Raw genomic sequence first — 21,003 nt, forward strand, 5'->3', positions numbered from 1 at the left:
CTTGGCCGTTATCCGTGAAATTTCGACATCAACATCGAACCATTGGTGCCGCCAAATCCAAAGCTATTGGTCATCACCGTATCAAGCCCGGCATTTTCGACGAGCTGCGTTGCGATCTCTTCAGGCTTCAGCGCCGGATCGAGCGTTTCGACGTTGATCGAGGGAATGATGAAATCATGTTCGAGCGCGAGCAGGCAATAGACCGCTTCCTGCGCGCCGGTTGCGCCCTGGCTGTGGCCAGTCATCGATTTGGTTGAGCTGACCGGAGGAGTGCTGCCCTCGCCAAAGACCCGGCGTACTGCCTCGATTTCGCCGACGTCACCCACAGGGGTCGAGGTACCATGGGCGTTGATGTAGCTGACTGTGCGATCTTCGCTAAGCGTTTTGACAGCGCCGCGCATGGCGCGCTCCCCTCCCTCGCCAGAAGGTGCCACCATATCGGCGCCATCCGATGTGGCACAGAAACCGGTGACTTCGGCATAGATTTTCGCGTCGCGCGCTTGCGCGTGTTCGAGCGCTTCGAGCACCACAATCGCTCCACCACCACCAATGACAAAACCATCACGGTCAGCATCGAATGCTCGCGAGGCACGTTCGGGTGTGTCGTTATACTTGCTCGACATCGCGCCCATGGCGTCAAACAGGCATGAAAGCGTCCAATCAAGCTCTTCCCCGCCACCGCCGAACATCACGTCCTGCTGACCAAGCGCGATTTGTTGCGCGGCCATGCCGATACAATGAAGCGAGGTGGAACAGGCCGACGTGATCGAGAAGTTCATGCCCTTGATCTGATAGGCCGTCGCGAGGTTGGCGCTGACAGTGGACGACATCGTCTTGGGCACAGCAAACGGGCCAATCCGCTTGGTCGCACCTGTTTTGAGCACGGTCTGATGCGCCGCCAGCATGGCGGATGTTGAAGGACCGCCGGACCCGGCAATCACACCTGTCATCGGGTTGATAACGTCCTTTTCTTCAAGCCCCGCATCAGCAACCGCCTGCCCCATCGCGATATGGGCATAGGCAGCACCCGGCCCCATGAAACGCAGAGTGCGCTTATCGACGTGTTCTTTGATGTCGAGGTCGACCGCGCCCGCAATCTGCGAGCGGAAACCGTGTTCGGCCATGTCTTCATTGAATGTGATGCCCGATTTGCCCGCTTTCAGCGAGGCAAGCACCTCTGCTGCATTGTTCCCGATTGAGGATACGATCCCCAGCCCTGTTATAACGACGCGACGCATGATCCCCCTTACGCTTCGGAAAGCGCTACTTTCATGTCTTTGACTTGATAGATGACTTCACCATCGGCTTCGACACGGCCATCGGCGACGCCCATAGTCAAACGCCGTGTTTGAACTGCCTTGGTGAAATCAACGAAGTATTTCAGCATCTTGCGGTCAGGCCGCACCATGCCGGTCAGCTTCACCTCCCCGACACCGAGCGCATAGCCGCGGCCCTGCCAGCCGCGCCAGCCCAGATTGAACCCGGTTAGCTGCCACAGCCCATCTAGGCCAAGACAGCCTGGCATAATTGGATTGCCCGGAAAATGGCAATCGAAGAACCAGAGATCAGGCTTGATATCGAATTCAGCCACGACGTGGCCCTTGCCATGCTCGCCGCCATCGCCCGAGATATCGGTGATCCGGTCCATCATCAGCATGGGCGGTTCGGGCAATTGCGCATTGCCGGGGCCAAACAATTCGCCCCTTGCGCATTTTAAGAGATCATCACGGTCAAAGCTGGTTGGAAATTCTGTCATGCCCGCTGGTATTGCCCACCTGTTGTTTTACGTTCGAAAGAGCGCCTAGCAGCCCATATTGGCGAGGAAAAGAGCGCGCGAGGATGCACGCTGGCGATTGTGTTGATGATGCCCGAAATCAGTTGCTGCTGCAGACTTTGATAGCGCCGGGTTCCACGCGCTCCTCGCCACGTTGAAAACGCGCGAAATACCCTTTGATGTCAGGTTTTTCGATGAATTCGATGAGGCTGTATCCCACCGCTTCAAACTCGCAAAAAAGTTGGGGCGGAGGCATGCCGTGACGATTGGTCGGCCGATCCGCTTCGACCACAATGATCTGGCCCGTCTGCGTCAACGCTGGCCACATGCGCCACAAAAACGCGTAGGGCTCGCCAACTTCGTGATACATATGGACAAGAAAAATCCGGTCGAAACTGTCTGAAGGAAGGCGCGGATCATCAACCGCGCCGGGCTTGATCGAGATATTCTCCAATCGCTCACGTTCGACCCTGCGCGCAAGACGGCCAAGCGCTTCTTCATCGATATCCTGCGCCAAAACGCGGCCCGCCTCGCCCACTCTTTCAGCTAGACGCACGGTGTAATACCCCTCGCCCGCACCGATATCGGCAACCGTCATCCCGTCACGGATATTGGCAAGATCCATTACCTTTTGCGCTTCGCCGCGCTCATCACGCGCGTCTTCGTTTGAAAACTGGTTGGATACAATTTTCGCAACAGGCCTGTCAGGCAGCGGAAATTCAAGTGCGGTTCGGGGGCGCTGCGGTGCGTCAGCTGCCTGATCGCAAGCACCCAGCAGCGCGAGGAGCGCAAGGAGCACTCCTGCCCGCATCATTCAACATCCTCCACCTCGACAGCTTCGCCCGTCACCCGCTGGGCGAGCGCTGCGGAGATGAAAAGATCAATCTCTCCATCCAGAACCTTGTCAGGCGAACTTGAGGTAACGCCGGTACGAAGGTCTTTGACCATCTGATAGGGTTGCAGGACGTAAGACCGGATCTGGTGACCCCAACCAATCTCGCTCTTTTCCTGATATTCGCCGGATGCGGCGGCTTCGCGCTCTGCCATTTCGCGCTCGAACAGCCGCGCTTTCAGCATATTCATTGCCGTAGCGCGGTTTTTGTGCTGCGAACGATCGTTCTGGCTCGCGACCACGATCCCAGTGGGCTGGTGCGTAATGCGGACGGCGGAATCGGTCGTGTTGACGTGCTGACCGCCTGCGCCTGATGCGCGGTATGTGTCGATTTTGAGGTCCGCCGGGTTGATCTCGATATCGATGTCATCATCGATCACGGGATAAACCCAGACGCTCGAAAAGCTGGTGTGGCGCTTGGCAGCACTGTCATAAGGGCTGATGCGGACAAGGCGGTGGACGCCGCTTTCCGTTTTTCCATAGCCGTACGCATTTTCGCCTTTTAGCAGCAGTGTCGCCGACTTGATGCCCGCCTGATCGCCTGCCTGGTATTCGACCGTTTCGACTTTGAACCCGCGCCTTTCGGCCCAGCGGCCATACATGCGGAACAGCATTTCGGCCCAATCTTGGGATTCGGTCCCGCCAGCACCTGCATGGATTTCGAGATAGGTGTCGTTGCCATCCGCCTCGCCCGATAGCAGAGCCTGCACTTTATCCGCATCGGCGCGATTGGCCAGCTTTTCGAGACTTTTGAGACCGTCATTGACGACGCTCTCCTCGGCCTCAGCTTCTCCCATTTCGATAAATTCGACAGCATCCGCCATTTCGGAGCTGATCGTGTTCACCGTGTCGACCGCGCTTTCGAGCTGTTTCTGCTCTCGGCTGACGGCCTGCGCTTCCTTGGGATTGTCCCACAGGGTTGGGTCCTGCACTCGCGCATTCAGCTCATCAAGGCGGCGCAAAGCCCGCTCCCAATCGAGCGATTGCCGCACCAGATCAAGCGCTGCTTCGATCCTGTCGATATGAGCCTGAGCTTCGGCCCGCATGTCCCAATACCTTCGTTAAAACGTCAGAGCGCATCGCTTAGCGGCGCGCGCGTGATTGTAAAGCGCACCGCGTCTACTTCGCGAGCTTGCGCACCGCTTCGAGCGTCTTTTTGACATGGCCGCGATAATCGCTGTTCGAATGGACGAAAGCGATCCGGCCATCGGGCGCAATCACGTAAGATGTGCGGCTCGCATAGCTGCTATCGCCTTTACCGACATCATAGGCGATCATCGTCTTTCCCTCAGCCACCGCGACCGGGAAAGCATCGCGGCATTCTTCGCGGCTGAAGCGTTTTAGCGTCTCGATATTGTCATTCGACATGCCGATGACGCTCGCGCCTGCTGCTTTGAATTGGGGCATCGCTTCGGCAAAGGCATTCGCTTCCAGCGTACAGCCCGATGTGAATGCTTTAGGATAGAAATAGAGCACGACCGGCCCCTGCCGCAAAGCCATGGCCAAGCTATAGCCGAATTCGGTGCCCGCCATCGCTGCTTTGGTGGTAAAATCGGGCGCGTCGTCGCCGACTGCGAGTTGGGCGGCTGCGGGAACATGGGAGGCGCAAATCGCTGCGAGAGCGAGCAGCATGTTTCGAAATAGCTTTCTCATACCCAATCAACCTTGCTGATTGCGGAGCGTTCCGGGCGGGCTAATAAATGCGTTCTAGTAGATTCCGCCCTGATCCTCGACGAAGTTGTCTGGTTCGTTGCTTTCCTGCTCGGCACCTGATGCCGCCTCATTGCGGCCAGCCCGGATCAAGGCGAGGATTTCATCGCGTTTTGCTGCGATTTCGTCAGCTCGCGTCGCGCGGTCCGGTTCGGTATCGGGCTTGAATGCTTCCCAGATGATTGCGGCCCTGTCCTCGCCGGTTGGCCAGCCGTCGAAAACACGTTTGCCCGTGCGGCGATCAACGCGGACCATCCGGATACCAGGCGGCGCGACAGGCGGCAGATCGGACCATTTGTCGCGCGATTTCTGGATCATATCCTTGATAATCGGGGCAACAATCGTGCCACCATAGGCATATCCGCCGAGGTTGCGGGGTGTATCAAAGCCAAGATAGGCGCCCGCGATCATTTGCTGCGTGCCGCCGATAAACCACACGTCCTTGGGCCCTGACGTGGTGCCCGTTTTGCCAAACAGCGGCAGATCGAGCGAATTGAGCACCGTTGCCGTGCCGCGCGTCACGACACCTTCAAGCATGTACATTGTCTGGAAGGCAGTGCGCGGATCCATCGCTTGTCGCCCCTTCAGGCCAAAGCGCGGCATCGGTTCGCCGTCCCATTCCGCCATATTGCAGCCGCGACACTGGCGATCATCGGCGCGCCAAATCACTTTGCCGCGGCGATCCTGCACATAATCGATCACCGTCGGATCGTTAAGCCGCCCGTGATTGGCGAGCGCTGCGTAGGCTGCGACAATTTTGGAAACGGTGGTTTCCTCAGAGCCAAGCGCCGTTGCAGCATAAGGATCGGGATCATCGCTTATGCCAAGCGTCTCAATCGTGTTGACGACATTCTCCATTCCGGCCTGCATGCCGATCTGAACCGTCATGATGTTTTGAGACTGCTCTAGGCCATAGCGCATCGGAAACTGCCCCGCGCGGCCACCACGAATGCATTTCTGCCCTTTCGATCGCCCCTGATAGTAGCAAAACCGGCTGTTATCGATCTGGGTCGATGGGGTCATACCGTTATCAAGTCCGGTCGCATAGACGAACGGTTTAATGGTTGAACCGGGCTGCCGCATCGCTTGCGTTGCGCGGTTGAAGTCGGAAAGGCGGTGATCGAACCCACCCTGTATCGCAAGCACACGGCCATATTGCGCGTCTTGCACCACAAGCCCGCCCTGCGCGCCCGGAACCGTGCGAACCCGGTAGCCATTGCCTTCAGGCGAAACCGTGATGACGTCTCCTGCTTTCAACGATCCGGGAAGCCGCGACAAAGGCGCTTCTTCACCATCGGAAAACCCGATTGTCGCCGAATTACCCGAGCGGTTGGTGACGACACCGACACGCCAGTCTTCGTAATTGATCGAGATGTATGAGCTTGCCAGTTGGCTCGCCCAATTTCCTTCAGACACGTCAATGGTCGCGATTGGCCCCGTCCATCCGCGCGAACCGTGATAGCGGAGCAAACCGCTGCGCAAGGCATCGCGCGCAGCATCCTGCAATTCGGTGTCGAGCGATGTGCGCACCCACAGCCCGCCGCCATAAACGCTGTTGCCGCTTTCTTCTGAGGTTTCGCCGAACCGTTCGATCAGCTCGCGGCGCACTTCCTCGAGGAAATATCCAGCATCGGCGCTGCGCTGGGTGCGCTGGCGGACGAGGCCCAGTGGTTGCGCTTTTGCGCTGGCGGCTTCAACGGAGGTAATGAAGCCGTTATCGGCCATTTGATCGAGCACGAATGCGCGGCGATTGAGCGCGGCTTCTTCCTGTCCGCTGCGCCCATAACGCTCCGGCGCCTTGGGAAGCACGGCAAGAAACGCCATTTCATGTAATTCCAGATCCCCCACATCTTTGTCGAAATACGCGCGCGCAGCAGCCTGCACTCCGAAAGATCGCCGTCCGAGTGGAATTTCATTGAGATAAAGCTCAAGGATTTCCTGCTTGCTCAGCGCATCCTCGATACGGCTTGCAAGGATCATCTCCTTAAGCTTGCGCGTCACCGAATACTCATCGCCCAAAAGCAGAACCTTGGCGACCTGCTGCGTGATGGTGGAGCCGCCTACTGCTCGCTCACCCGAGCCATATTTGGTGGCATAATCGAACACCGCATTCGCCGTGCCGGTAAAATCAACGCCGCCGTGATCGTAGAATGTCTTGTCTTCCGCCGCGAGATAGGCCTGCTTCAACCTCTCTGGGAAATCGGCATATTGAAGCTGAACGCGTCGCTCGCGTGCATAGGAGTGGATGATTTCGCCATCCATGCCGCGCACCACTGTCGGCAGCGGCGTTTCGTATTCAAGCAGCGATTCCGCCTCTGGCAGGTCACTCGCCAGCCAAATCCATGCGGCGACCCACAGCGCAACAAGGCAAACGAGCAAACCGGCGCCAATCTTGAACAGCCAGCTCGACTTCCACTTGTTCGCAATCCAACCGCCGGCCCGCCCTAAATCGCGGTTCAAGCGATAGCGGATATAGGCCAGTGTTGAGAGGTTGGTATTCTCGTTCTCAGTCATATGGAGGTGCCGATAGCATGGGATTATGAACGCGCGCTAGCCAGTATAAGCGCGATGGCTGAGTGGGCCGCGCTTTAGTGCAATGTCGCCACATATCACTCGTCGCTGGTGTCGGATCTCCGCGCGAAATAGACCTGAATGGCATCGGCAAGCGCGCTCGCGAAAGCCTGGCGTCCGGCCTCTGTCGTCAAACGGGCGCGGTCATCGCTGTTCGTCACAAATCCGCTTTCAAATAGAACAGACGGCACGTCGGGACTTCGCAGCACAGCCAGGGCGGCGGAGCGGCGGGATTGCGGGTGAAGCGTGATCTTGCCCCTGCCCTCTCGATCAATCAGGCGTGCAAATTCGGTGGCGTCTTCCTGCGTTTGCGCTTGCGATAACTCGACGAGGATTGAACTCACTGTATCGCTTTGCCCCTCCACCGAAATGCCGTTCAATCGGTCCGCATCGTTTTCGCGCGCGGCAAAGCGGGCGGCCGCTTCTGAAGAAGCTTCGTTGGAGAGGGTGTAAATGCTCGCGCCTGATACCGTTTCAATCTCGCCTCCGGAATCGGCGTGTATTGAGAGGAACAGGTCAGCTTCCAGTTGACGTGCGATTTCGGGACGATTGGCCAAAACCAATGTATCATCACCATCCCGCGTCAAAGCCACCCTGATACCGCCGCGCTCAAGCAATTCTTCGCGAAGAGCCATGGCGATGGCCAATGTAATCTCTTTTTCAAGAAATACGCGCCCATCCTCATCTTCGCCCACCGCGCCCGGATCGCGCCCACCATGGCCTGCATCAATGACGATCAAGGGACGCGTTCGATCTTCAGGCCCGGCGATTTCTGGAAGCTCCACCTGTCCGCCAGTGGGCATCAATTCCCAGCGTACGACATAATCGCGCCCCAGCACCGGAACGGGGATGCTGATGCCCAATGCGACCGCCGCGCCAACAATCAGCGCGGGCAGTCCAGCAATTAATAACAGGAGCGTGCGTATGCTCATCGTGGTTAACCGCTTAATCCGATGGGCAAGTCATGCGCAATACAGTTGCGAGGTGTAACCCACGGTGCTAGCAGATCAAATCAGAAGAGAGGCCAAGGCAGTTCGATGCCTCTACCCCGCTCTTCTCCATTCAAGGCTGCACGGGCACACGACCTGGTGCATGCCATATAACAGGTTGATGCAGTGACGAGACGCTTCCTCTCGCAAAACGATACCAACAGCGCTTCTCGCGCTGGCGGTTTTGCGAGCAGACACGCGGACGCTATCCGCACCCCGCCACTCGCAGACACGATTATCGCGCCAATCCCTTACCCAGGGCACAGCGCGAATACTGCAATTGGCGCGCCCGATCGGCGCGCTTTCTCACAACAATTACGACCCATACGCAGCCGCTTGAACGCGCTGTACCGATGGGTTTGGAGACAAATTAATGGCAACGCGCATGCTAATCGATGCGCGCCACTCGGAAGAAACCCGGGTGGCGGTTCTCAAAGGCAACCGGATTGAGGAATTCGATTTCGAATCTGCTGAACACAAGCAGATCAAAGGAAACATCTACCTAGCCAAAGTCACTCGGGTCGAACCGTCGCTGCAGGCGGCATTCGTCGATTTTGGCGGAAATCGGCATGGCTTCCTCGCTTTTAGCGAAATCCATCCCGATTATTATCAAATCCCGGCGGATGACAGGCAGGCTCTGCTCGCTGAAGAAGCGGAAGCGGCCGAAGAAGAAGCTCGGCTTCGCGATCAGGAAGAGGAAGAAGGCGTTGCGCCCGGCGAAGAATACGACGCCGAGGATGAAAGCGCTGAAGCTCTTGCCGAAGACCTTGCAGAAGATGGTCTTGAGGAAATCGATACGTCCGAAAAAGACAAAGTCGCCACGATCGAAGATGGCGCATCGGATGATGACGATACGGATGACGATGATGACGATGCCGATGAAGAAGAGGCTTCGGAGGATGGCGATGAAAACGGAGATAAACCGCGCCGTGGCCGCCGTGGTCGCGGCCGCCGCCGTCAGGGACGCAGCAAAGGCAATGGTGCAAATGGCAAGGGCCGCTCCAGAGCCAAGGAAGTCGACGAAGTCCGCGCCAAGCGCATGGCGCTGCGTCGCCGCTATAAAATTCAAGATGTCATTCAACGCCGTCAGGTTGTTCTGGTGCAGGTCGTCAAGGAAGAGCGCGGCAATAAAGGCGCTGCTCTCACCACCTATCTGAGCCTTGCAGGCCGTTACACCGTGCTTATGCCGAACAGCAGCCACGGTGGCGGTATCAGCCGCAAGATCAGCTCCACCAGCGATCGCAAGCGTTTGAAGCAGGTTGTCGCCGATCTCAAATTGCCCAAGACGATGGGTCTCATCGTGCGCACCGCTGGCCTCAGCCGGACCAAGACCGAAATCAAGCGTGACTTCGATTACCTTGCGCGGCTGTGGGACGAAATTCGCGAAAAGACGCTGTCATCGACTGCTCCCAGCCTGGTGCATTCGGACAGCGATCTGATCAAACGCGCGATCCGCGACATCTATAATCGCGAGATTGAAGAAGTCGTGGTGGAAGGCGAAGAAGGCTACAAAGCCGCCAAGCAGTTTATGAAACTGTTGATGCCCAGCCATGCTCGGCGGGTGAAAGCGTATTCCGATCCTGTGCCGCTGTTCCAAAGGTATGGTGCGGAAGATCAGCTTCGCGCCATGTATGATCCGATGGTGCAACTGAAATCGGGCGGTTATCTGATTATCAATCCGACCGAAGCGCTCGTTTCGATCGACATCAACTCGGGCCGCTCCACAAAAGAGCACGGCATTGAGCAAACCGCGCTTCATACCAACTTGGAAGCAGCGCGCGAAATCGCTCGCCAATTGCGCTTGCGCGATATGGCGGGCCTCGTCGTCATCGACTTCATCGACATGGAATACAATTCCAACGTGCGCAAAGTCGAAAAGGCGATGAAGGAAGCGCTGAAGAACGACCGAGCGCGCATCCAAGTGGGCCGCATTTCGGGCTTTGGCCTGATGGAAATGAGCCGTCAGCGCCTTCGCACAGGCGTTCTGGAAGCGACCACGCGCGAATGCCCACACTGCGATGGCACCGGACTTGTCCGGACTGCATCGTCAGCCGGTCTTTCCGCGCTGCGCCTGATCGAAGACGAAGCGGCCAAGGGCAAAGGCACTGTCATCCGGCTTGCCGCGAGCACTGAGGCTGCGATCTATCTGCTCAATGAAAAGCGTCATGAACTGGTCGAGATCGAACAGCGCTACGGCGTCAGCGTCGAAATCGCGCCCGAGGGTGAGGATGAAGGCGCGAAAATGGCTGTATCGAGCAGCGGCCCTCGCCCAACGTCGGCTCCGAAATTCGAACCCATCATCGATGAGGACGAAGACGAGGACATCACCGAAGAAGACTTCGGCGAAGAAGACGATGAGGCGCCCAAGAAGAAGAAACGTCGCCGGCGCCGCGGTGGCCGTGGCCGCAACAAGAAACGCCAGGACGACGGCGGTGATACTTCATCCGATGATACGTCCGAAGACAGCGATGAAGCTGATTCTTCCGACGCATCAGGCGATCAGCCGGAAGCCGATGATGGCGATGAAAAGCCAAAGAAACGCCGCCGCAGAGGTGGCCGTGGCCGTCGTCGCAAAACCAGTGATGACGACAGCAACAGCGAAGAATCTGGCGCCGAGGAGATCGCCGAGCAGGTCAAGGAAGATATGACCGTCGTTGCTGGCCCTGACGACGCGCCGGAAACCGCAGAAGCCATGGCGGCTCAGAAAGACGCCGAGGCTGATGAAGCTCCTGCTGAAAAGCCGAAACGCAAGCGCGCACCGCGCAAGAAGAAGGTTGAAGCAGAGCCAATGGCCGAAGCCGAATCTCCTGCAGAAGAAGCGCCTGCCGCTGAAGAAAAACCAAAACGCAAACGTGCGCCTCGTAAGAAGAAAGTCGAGGAAACAGACGCGGCCAAGTCTGAGACAGGCGGGGCTGATGCAGGTGGGGCCAAGCCTGCCAAATCAGAGCCAGAAGCCGCAAACGATGCGAACGGTTCAGAGGAAGAAGGCTCTGCCAAAACCGGCTCGAAAAAGCGTGGCTGGTGGCAGCGCACCTTCGGCGAATAAGCGACTGATACAACCGAAAGCCGGGGATTGGCGTAAAGCTAAATCCCCGGTTTCCGCGCGAGACCCCATTCATTCCAGCCTGCGAATTTGGGCGTTTTGGGCAGGTAACCCTGCCCCATAGGTTCGACTTCAAAGCCTGCTTTTCGAAATTCCGATCCAATGGGCCGTGTCAGATGACATCCTCCGGCGATTTTCTTCCAGACAGGTTCGATCCGGTCCTGCCATTTGGCAACGCCATGATCAGGCGCGCGGCCGTGCTCCAGGAAAATCGCTGTTCCACCAGGACGCAAGATCCGGCGCATCTCGCTCAATACCCTGTCGGGATCTTCAACTGAGCAGAGCGTAAAAGTGCACACGACGCTGTCAAAGAAGCGGTCAGGAAATGGAATGTCTTCGCCAAAGCCCTGCCTGATATCGGCGGGCCAACCCTTCGCCTGCGCGGCCTCTCTTGCGTTTTCGAGCAGACCCTCGTGTGGATCAATCCCCGCATATGAGGTGATGGCATCGGCATTGTAGAATGGCTGGTTGATCCCGCCGCCGCAGCCAAGCTCAAATACATCGCCTTTGGCCAACGGGACGACAAGGCTGCGCCGCTTCATCACGTGCCCAGTTCCGCATGCGCAGCGTATGAGCCGCGGCATTATGTGCCTGTCATACCAATCGATAAAGCTCATGAGCCGCTCCCCCGTCCCATCAGAGCGGGCGTGGTATTGATTATCCGCCCTGCTCCACCAGCGCCTTTATAGCAGCAAAATTTTCCGGTGCGCGATTGGCTTTCAATAGGTCAACCGCGAGCCTGATTTTGGCACCTATCCTCGCGATATCGCTTCGGAAGCGGGTTTCAAGCCTCTCTGGAGAAAGGCCTGAAAGGTCCGCAATCTGCCCCGCGCTCAATGAAATGCGCAAGGTCGGCCGCCAGCCCTCCCCATGGCGCAGGCATCTGACCGGTTGACCAAGATGGCAGATATCGGCTGCCGTAATCTGGTCCTGCGGGTCCGAAAAACGATCGGACAAGTCGCTGTAAAGCATGCGATAAATCATGCGCGCATCGTCAAAATCGATTGGGCAATCGGCGAGCAATTCATCCTTGAACGCGATCACAAAAAGCGATTGGCTGTCCAGCGGATGACCTGTTTCGACAGGAAGGCTTCCCGAAGTCGCACAGCTGTGCAGCTGGAACGGCAAATCGTCGGGCAAATGTTCCATCACGCGCGTCAATGCGCCGATCACCGCGCCAACCCGATCGTTATCAAGCGCCAGCAACCGTTCCAATTCGAACAGCCCAGCTTCCATCCGCAGGAGCAAGCCGAAATTGGCGACTGGATCGAGCGCCATCGCCGCTGGCCATCTGTGCGAAAGTTCTGCCCGGCTGAAGAAAGCGGCAAGCCCGCGAGGCAAATCATCAGCAGCGCGCATTCGAGTTGACACGCTGGGTGACAAGATCGCAAATCCGCTGAATGGAGGGCCGCCAATGAACTTGGAACCCGTCAATAGCAGGCTTGCATTGCAATCAAGATATCGCGCAATCATCGCAGGTGAAATTCGCCCCTGGCAGGCATCAACAACAATATCGAGATCATCGCTATGAGTTTTTGCCAGACGCTCCAGAACCGGCCAGGATGGCAGGACCAGTCCCGTCTTTGATCGATGGACGACGTGCAGCAGAGGCCGCTCACCACTCGCAAGCGCGTTCCGGATGGCGACATCGAGAAGATCGGCATGCGCCTCTTCGCAGATCACTGCACCCGAAGCGCTGCGCATCGGCACCGTTTCAACGCGGATCGATCCCGGCTCAAATCCAGGCAAAGCATCGCCCTTAGTCACATCCAAACCCAAAGCGGTGCGCGGCGCAAAGTATCGGCCAGCCTGCGAATGCTGGCAGCCACTGCCCACCTCGTCCACTTCAACGACGATGTTGCAAACCTTCGAACTCACCTGAAGCGAGCAAGCAAGCGCAATGTATTCAAGGTCCGTTCCCGACGGGCCAAACACAATATCCGCGCTCTCCGGCAGATCGTAGCACGATTGCAGGCGCGCGGCAGTCGCCGTCAGATAGCGTTCGTAGACGGAATAAGGATCACCTTCGCGCACTGCCTCGCGCAATTGGTGATGCAGTGATGTGACGTGCGCAAATGCGCCAGCCCCAATGAAACTTGCGGTTGAGGAGGAATAGCCGAGCGTTGCGGTTGGTTTTGGCGAACATCCATAGGAGTTAAGCCCGCTCCTTTCGTCTAGCGTAATCCGGTCATCCCCGCCCCAGCTCATCAATGTCGTGGTGGAAAGCGAAAGCTCCGGCGCAGAAAATTCGGTCATTAACAATCCTGTTATCGTGCGTAAGCAAGGGTTTGCGCCATTGGGCTTGTGCGCGGGCGGTTTCAGCGCCTAGTAGCAAAAAGGTTAATGCCACGAAGGCCTGCAGGGAACAATCCACGATGGTCGCGTTTTGATCCCCAACGAATAAACAACACGGAACTCCATGACATCATTGCTACCCTTGCCGATCAAAGCAGCGCGGCTCACGGCCTCAGACAAGGCCCGGATTAAGCTCTTGTTCGTGGCAAAGCACGCTTTGTCAGACGGAACGCCCGACGCGCAGGATGGGGACCATGCGGTCTATCATTGCCATGTGCGCGATACCTTGCGCGAGATTGGCTTTGATCTGACGGTCGGCAACAGGCCCAATATCCTGTTCGACAAACCTGATGTCGATTTCGTTTTCTCACTGTTGAACCGGGCAGGTTTCCTCAATTCAGAAATGCTGATGCCGCTTTTGTGTGAGCGCCTGTCGCTCCCCTATCTCGGCGCAAGCCCGATCCTGCGCGGCGTTTCAGATGACAAGCATTTGTCGAAACTGATGGCGCGGACTGCCGGGATCAAAACGGCCGACTGGGCTCTTATCCGCCGCTTTCAGGATTTGAAACTGCCGCAAGGCTTCCCGACGGAAAACCTGATCGTCAAACCCAACGCGTCGTCAGGATCGTGGGGCGTACGCCACGTTCAATCGGTGTCTGAGCTTTGGGAGCACGTCGAAACGCTTCATGCAGAAGGGCACGATGCAATCATTGAACCTTTCCTTGAGGGGATTGATCTTGAACTGCCCGTCATTGCCGGACCGAAAGAGCAGCTGCTTCCGTTGATGCGGTTCAACTATGATCCAAAAGCGGTGCGGTACTACGAGGAAAAGCGCGGGCTAACGGATAGCAATGCCCAGCTTGAGCAGGAAACTGACCCGGAGATCATTGCGCAGGTTCACCAGATGACAGCGCCCTTGATTGCCGAATTTTCGCCCTTTGATTACGGACGTTTCGAGTTCCGGCTCAACACCGAAACAGGCGAAATTTCGTTCATCGAAGTCAACTTGCAGTGCAATATCTGGCAACCGCGCGTAATCGGCACATCTGCCCGGATTGCTGGCCTTGAATACCCCGAACTTCTGGAAACGATCCTCGCCTATTCGATGCTGCGGCGCGGCGTTATCAAGCGCGTGGAGACAACCGAAGCGCGCTCAATTGCAGCCTAGGCTGGCACTTCAATTCCCGCAAAATCAAAGACTTTGCCGCTGTCGTCGGGGCCAAGCCGTTTAAGGACGCCCAGCAGATTATCTGCCGCTGCATCAGGTTCGGTGAGCTGACCATCGGGCAGGCCTTTCTGGAATGGTGCAGATAGCTCACTGTCCACTGTTCCGGGGTGCAATCCCACAACGACGCCTTCCTTGTGCGTCCGGCCCATTTCGATCGCGACGTTCTTCAGCAGCATGTTGAGCGCCGCCTTGGACGCGCGATAGGAATGCCAACCGCCAAGGCCATTATCCGAAATTGAGCCCACTCGCGCGCTCAGGGCAGCGAACATAAAGCGTTCATCGCGCGGCATCAGGGGCAGGATATGTTTGGCGACGATCGCCGGGCCAATCGTATTGATCGCCAAGACTTCAGCCATAACTACGGGATCAAGACGTTTGTAAGTCCGCTCTGGCCCGGTGCCATCGGGCAATGTGAGAACGCCGCTGGCCACGATCACCCATTCTGGCGGGTCATCGCGCATCATTTGAGCGCTCGCTTCGATGCTGTCCTCGTTTGACAAATCAAAAGCAAAGGTGCGGTACGGATCGCCCTCCGGCGTCACCCCGGCTCGCGATCCTGCATAGATGCGCTGCGTCCCATTTTCAGCGAGTTTTGCGCACAGCGCACGCCCGATACCGCCCGAGCTTCCAAAAACAGCTGCCGTTCGCGGCCAATTTCCTACTTTTTGCATATCCTCTACAGCGCAGCGATTTTGCATCGGTTCCTGAAAAGGCGATTTTAGTTTGGAGAAGTGTCACCCTGCCCATATCGCTTTTTCGGCAATATTATGAGAGGCTTATTTGCGGAACCCTTGGGTGACAGTGTGGCACCTTTGTCCCCTTCACTGCCATTTTGTGGATGGAGGCGCCAGATCAACAGCGATGCACTTGTCTTCCCTTCAACCCCTATCAAAAAGGTCGCAACACTCGCATCTTGCCTCGCTAGGCCTATCGGCTAGATAGGAGGTCAAGACACATGGGATTTCGAGAATTATGGCGACCTTCACCCTTCCTAAAAACTCCGTCATCAACAAGAACGGAAACACCCACAAGGCCGAGGGTGCGAGCCGGGTGAAGAAATTCAAAGTGTACCGCTACGATCCCGATTCCGGCAAGAACCCGCGCTATGACACGTTCGAGATTGACCTTGATGAATGCGGCCCGATGGTTCTGGATGCACTGTTCAAGATCAAGAACGAGATTGATCCGACGCTAACGTTCCGCCGGTCCTGCCGCGAAGGGATTTGTGGCTCGTGCTCGATGAATTTGAACGGCAAGAATGGCCTTGCCTGCACGACCGCGATTGAAGATCTGAAAGGCGAAATCCGCATCACACCCTTGCCGCATATGGATGTGATCAAGGATCTGGTGCCTGATTTCACACACTTCTACGCGCAATACGCGAGCATTCGTCCTTGGCTACAAACTGTCAGCCCCACGCCTTCAGGTAAAGAACGGCTGCAAACGCCCGAACAGCGCGAGAAGCTGGACGGCCTTTACGAGTGCATTTTGTGCGCTTGCTGTTCGACAAGCTGCCCGTCCTATTGGTGGAATTCGGATAAGTTCCTGGGTCCAGCGATCCTGTTGCAGGCCTATCGCTGGCTTGCCGACAGCCGCGATGAGATGACCGGTGAGCGCCTGAATGAGCTGGAAGATCCCTTCCGCCTCTACCGCTGCCACACGATCATGAATTGCGCGAATGTGTGCCCGAAAGGGTTGTCGCCAGCCAAAGCGATCGCCGAAACAAAGAAGATGATGGCCGAACGCGCGATCTAACTCGTTTCCGCGCTTTCCCAAAGGGCCAGACAATGGCTATGGGCGGCGCATGGCAGACAGCACAATCTCCTTGAACGTCCCGTTTGATTTTGATCCCATCGATCCAGCAAATGCCGATGGGGAAGAAGGATGGCGCAACTGGAACCTGATAGACAGGCAGCGCTATAATACTGCGGTGCTGGGCGAAATGCGGGTTCGCAAAGAAGGCGATTTCTGCCGTCTGCGCATGTTTCCGGAGCTTCACCACACCAATCTGGGAGACAATGTGCACGGCGCGGTTACGCTGGGGCTAATCGACATCGCCCTGTTTGCGACCATGCATATGTGCGGGACTGGCGATGCCGGGCCATCAGTGACAGTCGAGCTTTCAACACAGTTTGTAGATGCGGGCGATCCTGCCCTTCCCCTCGACGCGGTCAGCGAAATCATTCGTGAAACAGGCCGGATGCTGTTTGTGCGCGGGCAAGCGGTTCAGGGCGGTAAAGTCGTCGCTAGTTATTCGGGCATTGTGCGCAAGATGAAAGCGCGCGTATGACAGGCGTGCTTGCGCGGTACGAACAGCAGATATCGAGCGGCGAGCTTCGCGAAGATCCGACGCAAAAGTCAGCCGCGATCCGCCTACAGCAATTGCAGGATGAATTGGTCAGCGTTGCACCTAAGCGCAGCTGGTTTGAGCGCCTTACGGGCAACGGCGCGTCCGGCAAAGAACCACGCGGTGTGTACATGTGGGGCGGCGTGGGACGCGGAAAATCAATGCTGATGGACCTCTTCGTCGATACACTCGGTATCGAGAATAAGCGCCGCGTCCACTTCCACGCATTCATGCTCGAAGTTGATGATTTGGTGGCACAAGCCCGCAAGGATCAGCGCCAAGATCCGCTGATCTCGGTCGCGCTCGAATTGGCTGAAAAGACGCGCTGCCTTGCGTTTGATGAGATGGTGGTCACCAACACCGCCGATGCTGCCATTATGGGCAGGTTTTTCACCGCGATGATGGAAAACGGTACGGTCATTGTCACAACGTCCAACCGGCCTCCCCGCGACCTCTACAAAGACGGCCTCAACCGCTCGCTTTTTCTGCCCTTTATCGCTCTGGTGGAGCGGGAAATGGATGTCATCGAGCTTAATGGGCCGACCGATTACAGGCTGGATCGCATCGGCGGATTGTCAACATGGCACACCCCGCTGGGTGAAGCGGCCACCGCGCAGGTTCGCGAGGCCTTCTTCCGCCTCACCGATTTCGCGCCCGAGGATGCCGATCACGTGCCTACCGGCAAGCTTGAACTTGGCGGGGGGCGAACACTGCATGTGCCCAAGGCGTTAAAAGGCGTCGGCGTTTTCAGCTTTAAGCGGTTGTGCGGAGAAAACCGCGGCGCCTCTGATTACCTTGCGATTGCACGCGCATTTCACACCGTTATTCTCGTGGGCATTCCGGTGATGAGCCCGGAAAATCGAAACGAAGCGATCCGGTTTACGAAGCTGATTGATGCGCTTTACGAAATGCGGGTGAAGCTGTTTGTGACGGCAGCTGCCGATCCGGACGATCTATATCCGGAAGGTGATGGCGCATTCGAATTTGCACGCACGGCGAGCCGGCTGAACGAGATGCAAAGCGATGAATACATGGCGCTAGGCCATGGCGCTGATGAGGGCTAACCCTTTGAAGATTTTTGATTAAGCAGCGGCAATCCGCTCAGCCACGCGGCCTTGTGCGGCGACAAGGCGGCTCATGATTTTGAGATCCTGCTCGCTCAATTGCAGTGCGGTGTCGGCCCACAACTCAGTGATCCGATAAAGCTCTGACACATCAAGGTTCCAAACATGCTTCGTCGCACGTCTGGCGCCTACCATCCCCGAATGGCGACGTTCGGTTTTGCGGATGTAGTCCTGGACCGCGCGGACGCCCTCACCCGGTTCTGCCAGAACGTGGACGATACCGAGATCGTACATGTCCTCTGCAGTGTAGGTTTCATTGGAGGTGATAATTCGATCAGCCAGCGCGCTTCCCAATTTGCGAGAGAGCAAAGCGTGCGCGCCCATGCCCGGATAAAGACCGAACATGATCTCGGGGAGACCGAAGGTGGACTGCTTTTCAGCGATAATTGTGTCGAACGACAACAACGCCTCAAACCCGCCGCCCAATGCTGCACCCTGCACCAATCCAATGGTGAGCATCGGAATGTCGAGCGTGCGGATATTGCGATCGAGGATCGCACAGCAACGATGGCCATATTCAACCAAGCCAGCGCGATCACGCTCTCTGATCAATTGCTGGAACAGCTTGAGATCGCCACCGTAACAGAAGACGTCATCGGCACGGCTGCCGAGCACCAGATACCGCAGAGGAATCTTGTCTTCGCCAAAATTCGCGCCAATCAATCGCTGCCACGCTTCGAAATCATCAAGCATGGCACGCGTAAAGCTGGGACGATTTTCAGGCCTCATAAACGTCCACAAGGTCGCGCGAACGTCGTCATAAAGAACATCTAGCTGGGGAAGATTTAGGAGTTCTGGGGGGACAGATGCGTGCAACACGCTTTCGGCGAAAAGGTCGTCCTCGCCCAACAAAGGTATCGCGCTGTTCGCCCCGCTATCCATTTCTTTTCTCCGACCCGGCCCGATTTTCGGGCTCGTGTGGTCACAACGACCTTAGACCTTATTGGTTCATTTCGGAGTGAAGCTAGTCGAGACCGGATAGATTTTGCAAACTTTAAATCGTACCATTGTGTTAACGAACGTCCCAGATTGGATCGATCATTTCCGGTTTTTGAAAAATTTCGCTTCGTTAGCCGGTCAGCTCAAGCCGCTTTGTTGACCTGTCGAGCATCAACAATTGCCACAGGATCCGCGAGTTATCGGCGCGCCCTGCAATGTGAGCATCGGCGAGGCTTTCGAGATGACCTTGGTTAAACCAGCCGGCCTCAGCCATGGCCGAACGGGAAACGATCTCGCGCGCTTTGTTTGAAAGAGGCCCACGAAACCAGGCTGCGATGGGCGTCACAAATCCCCGCTTTGGCCGATACAGTATGTCGCGTGGGAGGCGGTCTTCCATGCTGCGTTTGAGGAGATACTTCCCGGTCTTGCCGCGCACTCGCATATCATCTGGCAGCTTTGCCGCAAATTCAACCAAGCGGTGATCCAGCAATGGTTCGCGCGCTTCAAGGCTGACGGACATGCTAGTGCGGTCGATCTTGGTAAGGATATCGCTGGGAAGCCAGAACTTCAGATCGGCGTATTGAGCCCGATCGAGACCGCTGCGCCCCGGCGCATGACGCATAAGGTCAATCAACTCTTCCTCGCCTCTGAAACCGCTTAGCTCGGATTTGAGAGCCTTCGAATACAGGCGAGAGCGCGTATCCGCTGTCGTCACGGAAAGCGCGCTCGCATACCCCTCCTCGCCGCTTTCAGATAGCGCCAGCAAGGTTGCCTTCGCTCGCAACGGACGCGGAGCCCAATCGGCTTTGGGCCAGATGCGCCCCAGCCCGCCGAACAGCGGTTTTCTAATCGCTGTGGGAATTCTTGACCGAATGCTTTCCTCATGATGATGGAAAACCTGGCGGCGATATCCGGCAAATGCCTCGTCCGCGCCATCGCCCGAAAGAGCCACTGTCACATGGCGGCGCGCAAGTTCGCACACGCGCCAAGTCGGCAGGGCTGACGCATCGGCAAACGGCTCATCGAACATTTCTGAAAGCGCATCAATGCCAGCGAAATCATCGGGATCCACAATTTGCGATTTGTGATCCGTCGCGAATTGATCGGCAATCTGGTTCGCGTAGCTTGTTTCATCGAGGTCTTGATCATCAAAACCGATCGAGCAAGTCGTCACTGGCTGGCTAGTCTGCTCGCTCATCAGCGCAACCACACTGGAGCTGTCGACACCGCCTGATAGAAAAGCGCCTAGGGGCACATCTGAAACCATGCGCGATTGGACGCCCTCAGCCATCAAGTGATTAAGCTCCGCTGTTAAATCAGCTTCACTGCCAGATGCTCGATCCTCAAAGCTAATGTCCCACCAACGGCGCGGCTCAACCATTCCCTTACCCTGTTCAAGCAGCATGAAGTGCCCAGCAGGCAGTTTGCGCACGCCTTCGAGGATCGAATGACTGTCCGGCACGTAGCCCCATGTGAGATAGGCATCGAGCGCTTGTGGACTTAGCTTGCGCGGCAAGTCAGGAAGAGTGAGCAGACCTTTCAATTCAGACGCGAAGGCGAGGCTGCCATCAGCAAGCGGCGCCAGAAACAGCGGCTTCACCCCAAACCGATCGCGGGCAAGGAACAGGGTTCGATCCTGCGTGTCATAGAGCGCGAATGCGAACATGCCATCCAGCCGGGATAAGCAATCTGCCCCCCAACGCGCATAGGCAGCGAGGATCACCTCAGTATCGCCGGATGTGCGGAATCGTGCCCCGCCCTCTTCCAGCTCGGAGCGAAGAGCGCGGAAATTGTAGATTTCGCCATTATAGACGATCACATATCGACCATCGAAAGAGTGCATGGGCTGCGGCGAGCCTTCGATATCGATCACTGACAGCCGGCGGTGGCCAAGTCCGATACCGGGCGCCGTCCAAACACCCGCCCCATCAGGGCCGCGATGCGCGAGTGCATTGGCCATGCCCTCAATCCGGTTCGGATCAACCGCGCCGACTTTGTCGGTGTGAAATATGCCGGCAATCCCGCACATCA

At 57.0% G+C, this 21,003-nt stretch carries 17 protein-coding genes; 5 read left to right on the forward strand and 12 right to left on the reverse strand.

Annotated elements, in window-relative coordinates:
* Window positions 1–8: 8 nt before the first annotated feature.
* The 7 genes from AUC45_RS02740 to AUC45_RS02770 all read right to left on the reverse strand — a co-directional run bounded on the left by AUC45_RS02740 (window position 9) and on the right by AUC45_RS02770 (window position 7,879).
* Entirely contained in the window at window positions 9–1,238 is a 1,230-nt protein-coding gene (locus AUC45_RS02740) for a beta-ketoacyl synthase N-terminal-like domain-containing protein (RefSeq protein WP_067597771.1), read from the reverse strand.
* Between the two features lie 8 nt (window positions 1,239–1,246).
* Window positions 1,247–1,756: a bifunctional 3-hydroxydecanoyl-ACP dehydratase/trans-2-decenoyl-ACP isomerase gene (fabA, locus tag AUC45_RS02745; RefSeq protein WP_067597774.1), complete on the reverse strand. Its 510-nt coding sequence runs from the start codon at window positions 1,754–1,756 to the stop codon at window positions 1,247–1,249.
* A 118-nt stretch (window positions 1,757–1,874) separates the two neighbouring features.
* Complete coding sequence (locus tag AUC45_RS02750; RefSeq protein WP_067597777.1) at window positions 1,875–2,588, reverse strand: class I SAM-dependent methyltransferase; 714 nt, start codon at window positions 2,586–2,588, stop codon at window positions 1,875–1,877.
* The gene (prfB, locus tag AUC45_RS02755) at window positions 2,585–3,712 is read right to left on the reverse strand and encodes a peptide chain release factor 2 (protein WP_067597780.1); all 1,128 of its coding nucleotides are present in this window, start codon (window positions 3,710–3,712) and stop codon (window positions 2,585–2,587) included. The genes AUC45_RS02750 and prfB overlap by 4 nt, the downstream gene beginning before the upstream one ends.
* 73 nt (window positions 3,713–3,785) lie before the next feature.
* Window positions 3,786–4,319 carry a peroxiredoxin gene (locus tag AUC45_RS02760; RefSeq protein WP_067597783.1) on the reverse strand — a complete coding sequence of 178 codons (534 nt, stop codon included), beginning with the start codon at window positions 4,317–4,319 and terminating at the stop codon, window positions 3,786–3,788.
* Between the two features lie 54 nt (window positions 4,320–4,373).
* Window positions 4,374–6,890, reverse strand: a complete 2,517-nt coding sequence (locus AUC45_RS02765) for a penicillin-binding protein 1A (RefSeq protein ID WP_067597786.1) — start codon at window positions 6,888–6,890, stop codon at window positions 4,374–4,376.
* Between the two features lie 95 nt (window positions 6,891–6,985).
* Window positions 6,986–7,879: an N-acetylmuramoyl-L-alanine amidase gene (locus AUC45_RS02770; RefSeq protein ID WP_067597789.1), complete on the reverse strand. Its 894-nt coding sequence runs from the start codon at window positions 7,877–7,879 to the stop codon at window positions 6,986–6,988.
* Window positions 7,880–8,309: 430 nt separating this feature from the next.
* Between AUC45_RS02770 and AUC45_RS02775 the strand changes: the two genes are divergently transcribed.
* Complete coding sequence (locus AUC45_RS02775) at window positions 8,310–10,982, forward strand: ribonuclease E/G (RefSeq protein WP_067597792.1); 2,673 nt, start codon at window positions 8,310–8,312, stop codon at window positions 10,980–10,982.
* Between the two features lie 38 nt (window positions 10,983–11,020).
* On the opposite strand, the gene AUC45_RS02780 is transcribed toward AUC45_RS02775, so the two are convergent.
* The gene (locus AUC45_RS02780; RefSeq protein WP_067597795.1) at window positions 11,021–11,656 is read right to left on the reverse strand and encodes a class I SAM-dependent methyltransferase; all 636 of its coding nucleotides are present in this window, start codon (window positions 11,654–11,656) and stop codon (window positions 11,021–11,023) included.
* Between the two features lie 40 nt (window positions 11,657–11,696).
* A complete protein-coding gene (locus AUC45_RS02785) occupies window positions 11,697–13,295 on the reverse strand; it encodes a hypothetical protein (RefSeq protein WP_067597798.1) in 1,599 nt (532 codons plus the stop codon).
* Between the two features lie 163 nt (window positions 13,296–13,458).
* On the opposite strand from AUC45_RS02785, the gene AUC45_RS02790 reads away from it, so the two are divergent.
* Window positions 13,459–14,502 (forward strand): hypothetical protein, encoded by a 1,044-nt coding sequence (locus AUC45_RS02790; protein WP_067597801.1) that lies wholly within the window; start codon window positions 13,459–13,461, stop codon window positions 14,500–14,502.
* On the opposite strand, the gene AUC45_RS02795 is transcribed toward AUC45_RS02790, so the two are convergent.
* Window positions 14,499–15,233 (reverse strand): SDR family NAD(P)-dependent oxidoreductase, encoded by a 735-nt coding sequence (locus AUC45_RS02795; protein WP_067598980.1) that lies wholly within the window; start codon window positions 15,231–15,233, stop codon window positions 14,499–14,501. The genes AUC45_RS02790 and AUC45_RS02795 overlap by 4 nt on opposite strands.
* Before the next feature lie 301 nt (window positions 15,234–15,534).
* Here AUC45_RS02795 and AUC45_RS02800 point away from each other — a divergent pair, with 301 nt between their 5' ends.
* The 3 genes from AUC45_RS02800 to zapE are packed head-to-tail and all read left to right on the forward strand — an operon-like array spanning window position 15,535 to window position 17,973.
* Window positions 15,535–16,317 carry a succinate dehydrogenase iron-sulfur subunit gene (locus AUC45_RS02800; protein ID WP_067597804.1) on the forward strand — a complete coding sequence of 261 codons (783 nt, stop codon included), beginning with the start codon at window positions 15,535–15,537 and terminating at the stop codon, window positions 16,315–16,317.
* A gap of 49 nt (window positions 16,318–16,366) precedes the next feature.
* The gene (locus AUC45_RS02805) at window positions 16,367–16,852 is read left to right on the forward strand and encodes a PaaI family thioesterase (protein WP_082700926.1); all 486 of its coding nucleotides are present in this window, start codon (window positions 16,367–16,369) and stop codon (window positions 16,850–16,852) included.
* On the forward strand, window positions 16,849–17,973 hold the full coding sequence (gene zapE / locus AUC45_RS02810) for a cell division protein ZapE (RefSeq protein ID WP_067597806.1): 1,125 nt from the start codon (window positions 16,849–16,851) through the stop codon (window positions 17,971–17,973). Before AUC45_RS02805 ends, zapE begins: the two co-directional genes overlap by 4 nt.
* Before the next feature lie 18 nt (window positions 17,974–17,991).
* On the opposite strand, the gene AUC45_RS02815 is transcribed toward zapE, so the two are convergent.
* Together AUC45_RS02815 and AUC45_RS02820 are read right to left on the reverse strand one after the other, a co-directional pair.
* Entirely contained in the window at window positions 17,992–18,915 is a 924-nt protein-coding gene (locus AUC45_RS02815) for a crotonase/enoyl-CoA hydratase family protein (RefSeq protein ID WP_067597809.1), read from the reverse strand.
* Window positions 18,916–19,102: 187 nt separating this feature from the next.
* Window positions 19,103–21,001: an XrtA/PEP-CTERM system amidotransferase gene (locus AUC45_RS02820; protein ID WP_067597812.1), complete on the reverse strand. Its 1,899-nt coding sequence runs from the start codon at window positions 20,999–21,001 to the stop codon at window positions 19,103–19,105.
* Window positions 21,002–21,003: the final 2 nt, after the last annotated feature.

It is taken from the genome of Erythrobacter sp. YT30, assembly GCF_001542875.1.
Taxonomy (GTDB): Bacteria; Pseudomonadota; Alphaproteobacteria; order Sphingomonadales; family Sphingomonadaceae; genus Erythrobacter.